General features: G+C 43.0%; 8 protein-coding genes. 3 read left to right on the top strand and 5 right to left on the bottom strand.

All coding sequences use genetic code 11. The features are described from left to right. The first annotated feature begins 221 nt into the window (after nucleotides 1–221). Genes Q1V93_RS09090 through Q1V93_RS09080 form a run of 3 tightly spaced genes read left to right on the top strand, consistent with a single transcriptional unit; the run spans nucleotide 222 to nucleotide 2,437 of the window. Nucleotides 222–551, top strand: coding sequence for a hypothetical protein (locus Q1V93_RS09090; RefSeq protein ID WP_300663947.1), 330 nt, complete (start codon nucleotides 222–224; stop codon nucleotides 549–551). Then, a complete protein-coding gene (locus Q1V93_RS09085; RefSeq protein WP_300663945.1) occupies nucleotides 538–822 on the top strand; it encodes a hypothetical protein in 285 nt (94 codons plus the stop codon). The genes Q1V93_RS09090 and Q1V93_RS09085 overlap by 14 nt, the downstream gene beginning before the upstream one ends. Before the next feature lie 19 nt (nucleotides 823–841). Beyond that, nucleotides 842–2,437, top strand: coding sequence for a PepSY-associated TM helix domain-containing protein (locus Q1V93_RS09080; RefSeq protein WP_300663943.1), 1,596 nt, complete (start codon nucleotides 842–844; stop codon nucleotides 2,435–2,437). Here the strand turns inward: Q1V93_RS09080 and Q1V93_RS09075 are convergent. The 5 genes from Q1V93_RS09075 to Q1V93_RS09055 all read right to left on the bottom strand — a co-directional run. Then, nucleotides 2,345–3,106: a TMEM175 family protein gene (locus Q1V93_RS09075; protein WP_300663941.1), complete on the bottom strand. Its 762-nt coding sequence runs from the start codon at nucleotides 3,104–3,106 to the stop codon at nucleotides 2,345–2,347. The genes Q1V93_RS09080 and Q1V93_RS09075 overlap by 93 nt on opposite strands. Nucleotides 3,107–3,419: 313 nt before the next feature. Then, nucleotides 3,420–4,595 carry an NAD(P)/FAD-dependent oxidoreductase gene (locus Q1V93_RS09070; protein ID WP_300663940.1) on the bottom strand — a complete coding sequence of 392 codons (1,176 nt, stop codon included), beginning with the start codon at nucleotides 4,593–4,595 and terminating at the stop codon, nucleotides 3,420–3,422. A gap of 45 nt (nucleotides 4,596–4,640) precedes the next feature. Then, entirely contained in the window at nucleotides 4,641–5,417 is a 777-nt protein-coding gene (locus Q1V93_RS09065; protein ID WP_300663938.1) for an AraC family transcriptional regulator, read from the bottom strand. Further along, complete coding sequence (locus Q1V93_RS09060; protein ID WP_300663936.1) at nucleotides 5,410–5,754, bottom strand: hypothetical protein; 345 nt, start codon at nucleotides 5,752–5,754, stop codon at nucleotides 5,410–5,412. Before Q1V93_RS09060 ends, Q1V93_RS09065 begins: the two co-directional genes overlap by 8 nt. Before the next feature lie 6 nt (nucleotides 5,755–5,760). Next, on the bottom strand, nucleotides 5,761–8,304 hold a 2,544-nt coding region (locus tag Q1V93_RS09055; protein WP_300663934.1), incomplete at its 5' end, for a gliding motility-associated C-terminal domain-containing protein.

Below are 8,304 nucleotides of genomic sequence, written 5' to 3'. Positions count from 1 at the left end.
TCGGGAAAGAAAACCAAAACAGAAACGTATTTAGAGGGAGTACTGATCTATACTTTGACTTATGAATAAGGTTCTTCTTTTCCAGGAATTCCTGGAAAAGAAGCTTTGCATGAAGAATCAGAGTCTGGTAATGAAGTACCCTGTTAAAGTAGGTAGAATGAATGGTATACCTTAATTCAGGTATTGAAGGTGGCTGACTTAAAAATTAGCTTTGCGGAAAATTGGAGAAACTCCTCATCATTCGTAAAATGGTTTTTGGTCTTTTTTTACTGAAATTTATTGGATTTTACCTGCTTTACACGAATTCGCGTAAGACGAATTATGTATGTTGGAGTTGGGAACAAGCGATCCGGAAACAACAGAATGTTACCTTGAGTTTGGGAGGTTTTTTGATCGGCGCAACCTTTGTCGGATTGATGTTCGTTTTTGGTTTGGCCGGCGGATTTTTTTACTCGCTGACTTTGTTAATGTTGATCGCAAGTTTGACAGTTCTTCTGCGACCTCTGATGACCAAAGAACAAGCAAAACATTCTTCGCATGCCGGCAAATAAAAAATACCTTTCTTCCGGCTGGCAGCGCTTTGCGAAAGTAACAGCTGCCATTTTAGGGAGTCTTCTGATCAGTTCGTTTTTGTTTGCAGCACTTGCTTTCTGGCTTCCGGATTACAAAACTGCAGTAGTCACTTCCATTTTCGGACTTTTCCCGGTTTGGATTACCTTGATGGTTCTTCCGTTTCTGTTTGAAAACGGCTGGAAATGCTGGCTTTACTACCTGGGAATCTTGATTCTCTTAACCATTTTGATTCATTTCGGAAGAAACTGACTCCTTCACTCGCTTTTGCATGAACAATAGAAATTACAATATCTTCTTTCATTTACACACCGTTAGCGGAATCACCATAACAGTTGGACTATTCATCATTTTTTTTGGAGGGGCATTTGCCTTGTTTCGCCAGGAAATAGGCGAGTGGGAATCGGGAACCTACCAAAAGGAAAAAAATGTTGTTTCCAAATCGGACCAAATTGATTACAACCGGATTATGGATTCGATAGCAGGGAATGTTCCCTCTCTTTACGGACGAAATATTTATGTGTATTCCGAAGGAACTTCCGAAAAACAAGCGATTTACATTTCCGCTTCGGATGATCCGAAGGCGGATTCTTTGGGTAAAATCACGTATCAATACGAAGTCGACCCGGAAAATTACGAGTTGAAAAGCCACGAAAGCGCTTTCAGCCTGGGAGAATTATTGTATTTGCTTCATTTTTATTACCAGCTGGATCGGATCGGCTATTACATTTCCGGTTTTGTGGCTTTGTTTTTCTTCCTGGCAATCGTAACCGGAGTGTTGCTTCACTGGGAAAAGATCAAATCGAATTTTTATATCTTCCGCCCGCGGCAAAAAATGAAGACGGTTTGGACAGATGCACATACAGCGTTGGGTGTAATCGGACTTCCTTTCCAGTTTATTTATGCGCTCACGGGTTGTATGTTCGGACTTGGAATTGTGGTGGCAAGTTCCAATGCACTTTGGGTTTACAACGGAGACACCAACAAAATGTACGACGATGTGATTCGCGGTGAGAACAAGGATACTTTGGGAAAACAACAAACATATGTAGTTGATTACAACCAAATGGTGGAGAAAACATCCGGGAAGTGGCCGGATTTTAAAGTGGATCGTTTGCACCTGGAATTTTACGGAAGTCAGACCATGAAAGTGGATGTTAGCGGTTCGGAACATATCCGTGAACGTTTTTTAGGACAGGGTTCCGTTTTATTTGATGCGAAAACAGGGAAGGAAAAGGCGGTTCAAAAACCGGGAGAAATGAGTTATTACGACAATGTCTGGTCTTCGGTACGCAGATTGCATTACGCGCAATTCGGTGAAATCGGAACTTTCAATGCCTATCTGTTGAAGGTTGTTTATTTCCTGATGGCATTATTGACCTGTTTCGTAATTATTTCGGGAGTATTGATCTGGCTGGAAGCGAGAAATAAAAAGAATATTACGGAGAAAAAGAAGCGCTACAACAGGCGCGTCGGGTCGATTTATCTTGCGTTGTGTTTGTCCATGCTCCCGATTACTGCGGCGAGTTTCATCGTTTCGAAACTACTTCCGGCTTCACTGGCGGAATCCCGTGAGTCTATTTTGAATTACACCTTCTTCCTGGGCTGGCTGGTATTGAGCATTTTGCTGAGCTTGAAAAAGGATAAAAACTTCACGAACAAATTCACCCTGCTTTCCGGAGGTCTTTTAGGAGTTTTAATTCCGATTGTGAACGGAATCAGTTCCGGAAATTGGTTCTGGAGAACCTGGAATAACGGAGAATACGGAATCTTTTCAGTTGATCTGATCTGGTTGTGTTCCGGAATTATTTGTTTGCTGATCATCCGGAAGATCAACAGGAAGGTTCGCATCGCTTCCGCTGTTTAAGTTCTTCCGGTGTTTTCGTCCGAAATTGTTTCGCTTTTCCGCTATCAACGCATCCCGTTGATCTTTGAATTTTTTGCGGTGAAACAACCCGACGATCAGGAAGGTGGGAAGTTTGGTAAACAGGAGAATAAAAGCCAGAACGGGATTTACGAAAGAAAGACCAATGGCTACCAGCGCATTCAGCATGTCGAGATTGCAAAACAAGCGTAACCTGGAAGCCGTTTCCTCCGATACTGCTTTCGTGTTGATTAAGTTGGAACTGCAGCTGTAATCCCAGATGTTGTTTTGAAAAACAGCGATCAGGAACAGATTCAGACTGTAGACGAAAATAGCTGTTGTATCGAAGAAATAACCGCTGACCAAGGTGGTGGAAAAGGGAAGAAGAACGATGAAGAAAAGCCAGATAATGTTGTTCGAAAGCAAGCGTTCATCCATTTTGTCAATGTAGGAGAAAAAGGAATGATGCGTTCGCCAAAAGTTGGCAATATTCAAAAACGACAAGGTAAAAGCCAGGAAGGTTTTCCACTCGACCAGCAAATCCGAAAAGTGAAGATGTCCGGATTTCAGGGGTTCAATGCGGATATCCAAAGCCAGTAACGTAATTGCAATTGCCACCACGGCATCGCTGAAAAAGACCAGTCGTTCTGTTTGTAAGCTCTTTTTTTCCATAGAGATAAGGATCAGTAAAGCAATTTAGTGAATTTCGAATTAGGAATGGTTTTGAATGGTAATAATATGATTTGTCCGGAAGTTTAAGTGTTTTCTGTTCTAATTCGCGATAGCGCACCATTGCGATTCACTTCAAGATTTTCATTACTTCAGTAGTTTTAATACATTCATTTGCAGCTAAAAGAATGTTGTTTATCTTTTGATTAAATACTGAACAAGCACTGATTTTTTAGCACAAGGATTCATAATAAAAACGGGTATTCTTTTGACAGAATACCCGCTTTTTCCGCAAGAGTTGTGTGTTTGCTCTTTGTTAGTGACCTCCCGAACGCTCTGATTCTGAGAAGAGGTCTAACATATTTTGTATCGGATCTCCCGAATGCAGCATTTCGGTTGAATCCAGTGTCATTTTCGTTACTTCGGATGCTCTTGCGCACATTTGTTTTTCAAATGCTGCAATGGCACTTTTCAGGTCGGAGAATTGCGAATCCGTTAAACAATCGCACAATTCAAACGCATCCTGCATCGCCATGTTTACACCTTCTCCGGCGTAAGGAGGCATTCTGTGGGCCGCATCTCCAATCAATGTGATATTGGAATGCGCATCCCAGGATTGATCGAGCGGATAATGGTATTGAGGACGTGGAACGAACCACAATTCATCACTTTCGAACAATTCCTGCCAGGTCTGATCCCAGGCAGCGAATTCCTGCTGAAACCACTGATGAACAGAAGCTTTATCGGAAAAATCAATTCCGGAATCTTCCACCCAATTTTCCGGAACCTTACACCCGGTATAGAAGGACATACTTCCGTCTCCTTTCGCACTCAGAATAATGGATTGGTCGTCTCCAAATGCAAATACTTTGCCACCTTTCAGGATTTCATACAATTTGGGTGCATTGATTGCTGCATGATAAATATTTCCTTCTACGATTGTAATTCCGGAATAAACAGGTGTGATATCTGTGATGGTGGAACGAATCTTCGAATTAGCACCATCTGCGGCAATCACCAGATCCGCATAAGCAGTTGTTTCGTTCTTGAAATGAATTCTCCAACCTTCATTTTCCGGCTCCAGGGAAATGAAATGAGCATCCCAGACTACGATTTCTTCCGGAAGATTTTCGAGGAGGATTTTGCGCAGCGGACCACGATCAATTTCCGGTCGAAGATTTGAACCATCTGTTGAATCTGCTTCTTCGTTGTGATCGTCCAATCTGATTTCCAGATTTTTGGTAATGAGTCTCATTTTTCCGGCATCCGGCCGGTAATTTTCGTAAAATGCATCCAATAATCCAGCGCGTTTCAAGGCCTCCAATCCGGATTCTTCATGCAAATCGAGTGTTGCTCCCTGAACGCGGGCATGTTTGTTCTCGTCGCGTTCGTAAACACGGATGTTTGCACCTTTTTGCTGAAGAAGGTTTGCCAGAGTTAATCCTCCGGGTCCACCACCAATAATCGCTATTTGTTTATTTTCGAGTAACATTTTCACTTTGTTTAAGGAGATTTCTCTCACATTGACAAAGCAAAATTACTTCCGGTTCAAGGTGGAAAATTGTATAAATCGGTCATTCACATTTTTTAGCAATTCCTTGGGAGTAACGCCCGACAAGCGTTTGATCTCCCTGATAAAATGTGCCTGATCCGTAAAGTTTTTCTCCGGAGACAGTTTTCCTTCCTTGATGTGCGAAAAGGATGCGCGAAAGCGAAGAATGGTACAGTAACTTTTGAGTGAGAGTCCGAATTGACTTTTGAAATAACGGTTGATTTGGCGTTCACTCCAGTGAATGCGTTTTGCCAATTCGTGAATCGGAATTTCTCCGTGATGGGAATAGACCAATTCAAATAACTGCTGCTTCCTCGGGTCGATTTGTTGTCCGGAAAGGATTTCGCGCATGATCTTCGTTGCTTTTGCACAAAAGTCTTCAAAGTCTGAAAGATCGTTTTGATCGAATCCCCAAAAATCATCCGGCAATAAAATCACCTCATTGAGCAGGGAAGAAATCGGTTGATTGATTAGGTGTTCAATACCGGGAAGTTTAAAACTGATTGCAAAAATGAGTGTGTTTGCTTCAAACGGAACGCAATCGGGCTCGCTTTCCAAACCTGCCAGGGTGATATGAAAACCTTGTTTTGAAGACCGGGAAATGAAGAGATCGACACGACCGTCCGGGACAACAATAATTTCTTTGTCCTCTTCGGAATGGTTTTCGAGCCGCCAAAAACTTTCCACCAGATCTGCTAATTCAGGATCCGGTTTTACCTGGTGATATTTCAGATAATCCTCCACAACCCTGAAGTTAAGCATTCCATCCGGCAGTTTTGGTATCGCTTGTGAGAATATTTCCGATTAAGCTGATTGCATTTCCCGGTTGTTTGTAATTCCAACCGAGTGCGATTGCTTTTTCAATCAAGGGACTGATCATTGCAGGAGTGACGCTTTCCGGGGAATCATTCTGATAACCACCGTAAGCTCTTGTGAAGCCAACATAAACGAATAAAACCTGTCCGCCGGAAATGTGCTGAACCGGAATGGCATATTCGTCATTATGCGCTTCGTTATGCGAAATTTTCCGCCGGATCTTCCAGTGAAAAGTTTCGCCGTTCACGGTTATTTTGCGCATTCCTTTCAATGAAATAGCCATCTTTCATCAATTTGCAAAGACGTGTAAGAATCCATGTTTAACGTGTCCCGGATCTTTAATTCCGTTCGGATAATACAAATAGAAATAAACACCGTCAGAAATCTTATTCCCGTCCCAATCGTTTTTATAAGGACTTGCTTCAAACATTTTATTCCCCCAGCGATTGATGATAATCAACGTATTTCCCAACTGGGAATAAGCATCGTCGATAATGAAGTAGTCGTTGATTCCGTCTCCGTTCGGAGTGATGATGTTCGGAAGTGAATTATCACAATCCACAGCATGTACAACCAGGGTATCCGAACCAACACAACCGTCCTGCGTAACGACGTTCAGAATCAATTGCTGATCAAACGTAATCGGAATCTGGGTGCTGTTTCCATAAGTTGTCCAGTAATACGTGTTTCCGTCATTCGGGAAATAGAAGGTGTAAATATCATTGGCGCAGAAAACCGTGTCGGGAAGAATATCGAGGTTCGGAACCGGAGCTAAGGGTACATGCACCGTGTCGATGTATGCACAGCCCATATCGTCCCAGGTTCGCACATAGAAATTCCCTGAATTCTGCTGACTCAATGTAAATGTGAGCGGATTATTGGAACTGTTGCCGAAAGGAGTGATCCATAAAACACTATCTGAAGTAGTATTGACAGTAATATTTCCTGTTGTTCCCGGACAATAATTCGGGAAGTTCAGATGCGGAGTGATGTTGTAAATGGAAGTATTCACGATCAACACGGCACTTTCCGTCGGACAGCCGTATTGGTCAATGGCTGTTACCGTGATCGGAGTGTAGGTTGTATTTCCATGAACAGTGAGGTTTTGACTTTGAATGGTCCCGAAATTCCCTGTCCAGGTCACGTTCGTCAGGTTATTATTTTCAAGGAAAACAATTTCCGAATCAAAGAAACACACATTGACCGTATCGTCGGAAAGTTCGAGAACTTCCGGAGTAATAATCGTTACACTGTCAAATTGAACAGTATTGAAGCATGCATTCGAAATGTTGATGGAAAATACGTTATCCGTATTCAAGGTATTGAACGGAATGGTAATCGGGTTGGCACTTCCCAAAGATGCTCCGTTTGCAAACCATTCGATATTGTCGGTTGTAACAGCAAAGAATACTCCATCCTGATTCACACATAGATTGGAATCCCCGATAATGTTGATTGGTCCCGGAGGAGTCATGATAACCACGTTGACAAGCGAATAACTCATCCCACAAATTGCATTGGCTGTCGTGAACGATATCAGGAAGCTCGTATCCTGCTGCACATTTGTGAGGTTAACGGTTGTTCCCGTATAAATCAAATTGGTATCCCGGTCATACCACAACAGGGTATTGGAAGCATTATCCGATAAGCTCACATTGCCTCCCGGACAAATCGTTTGTGAAGGAATACTTGGCGGAGCACTTCCCGGAACATTGATTACCGAAATGGCATTGGTCTGAGCCGTACAACCAACCGAGTTGGTAACGATTGCCGAATATGTTCCTGTAGTGGTCGTTGGGTAAGTTTGGCCCGTAATTTCTCCATTGTTCCATTCATAACTTGCTCCGGGAACAGAACCCGTAAAGACAGCTGTATCACCGAAACAAAGAATGGAATCGCTCACAGAAATAGAAGCTGTAAACGTTCCGTTGACAATTTCAATGGTATCGGTTACCGTAACGCCGCATTGTGTCATTTGTACGATATAAAGTCCGGAAACGTTGGTCGAAATGTGATCACTTGTGGAACCGTTGTTCCAAAGGAAAGTGGCATTTCCGGAATAACTGATCTGGATATCAACCATCTGATTGTCACAGATTGTTGCACTTGGCGACGCTGACAAGGAAGGTGTGGAGTATTGAAACACTTCAAACGGTGGAGAGACCAAAATACAACCTTCCGCATCCGTTACCTGGCAGGTATAACTTCCAACCTGAGTTGTGTAACAGTTTGGAGTTGTCGACAAGGTATTTCCGTTCGGACCAACCCATAAATAGCTTGCAAATGAGTTTGGCACCGACATTAAAAGCGAATCGAAGGGACAAATCACGGCATCTCCTGGGAAAGACATAATGTTTGGCGGAACTTTCACCGAAACATAGTGATTGTAAGATAAAGCTGCGCTGCATCCGGTGGCGGTATCGAGCAGTAATCCGGCGTAATTGTACCAACCGGGAGCATTGACTTCAATACTGTCTGTTCCGTTGTCCCACAAGATATTGGAGCCGGCCCAATGGAGTTCCGGATGCGGGTTGTTCGCGACGAGGAATTCGGTTTCTCCCGGACAAAGTATGTTTCCACCTGAAATAGTGGTACTCCAGTTCGGAAGCGGATTTACCTTAATATAAAATTGTTTGGTGGCTATGTATACGGTGGTGTCGAGTCCGCAGAGATTGTCGTATCCTTTGATCACTTTGATCTGAACGGTATGCCAGCCGGTTGTTCCGGGATTGAATACGGTTGAAGCGGTATCGTAATTGATATGAGGAACACCATCTATTATCCAGATAACGGTGTCAATAGGAGGGTAGACTGAGGGATAAAAATTCCCGTT

Origin of the sequence: Fluviicola sp. (assembly GCF_030151805.1) — a bacterium.
Taxonomy (GTDB): Bacteria; Bacteroidota; Bacteroidia; order Flavobacteriales_D; family Crocinitomicaceae; genus Fluviicola.
The sequence above is the reverse complement of the archived record's forward strand: the minus strand, read 5'-3'. Positions and strand labels throughout refer to the sequence as shown.

Coding starts and splice junctions, on each gene's coding strand:
- Q1V93_RS09070 (WP_300663940.1), bottom strand. CDS start 4,595: ATGTTACTCGAAAATAAACAAATAGCGATTATTGGTGGTGGACCCGGA.
- Q1V93_RS09085 (WP_300663945.1), top strand. CDS start 538: ATGCCGGCAAATAAAAAATACCTTTCTTCCGGCTGGCAGCGCTTTGCG.
- Q1V93_RS09080 (WP_300663943.1), top strand. CDS start 842: ATGAACAATAGAAATTACAATATCTTCTTTCATTTACACACCGTTAGC.
- Q1V93_RS09075 (WP_300663941.1), bottom strand. CDS start 3,106: ATGGAAAAAAAGAGCTTACAAACAGAACGACTGGTCTTTTTCAGCGAT.
- Q1V93_RS09065 (WP_300663938.1), bottom strand. CDS start 5,417: ATGCTTAACTTCAGGGTTGTGGAGGATTATCTGAAATATCACCAGGTA.
- Q1V93_RS09060 (WP_300663936.1), bottom strand. CDS start 5,754: ATGGCTATTTCATTGAAAGGAATGCGCAAAATAACCGTGAACGGCGAA.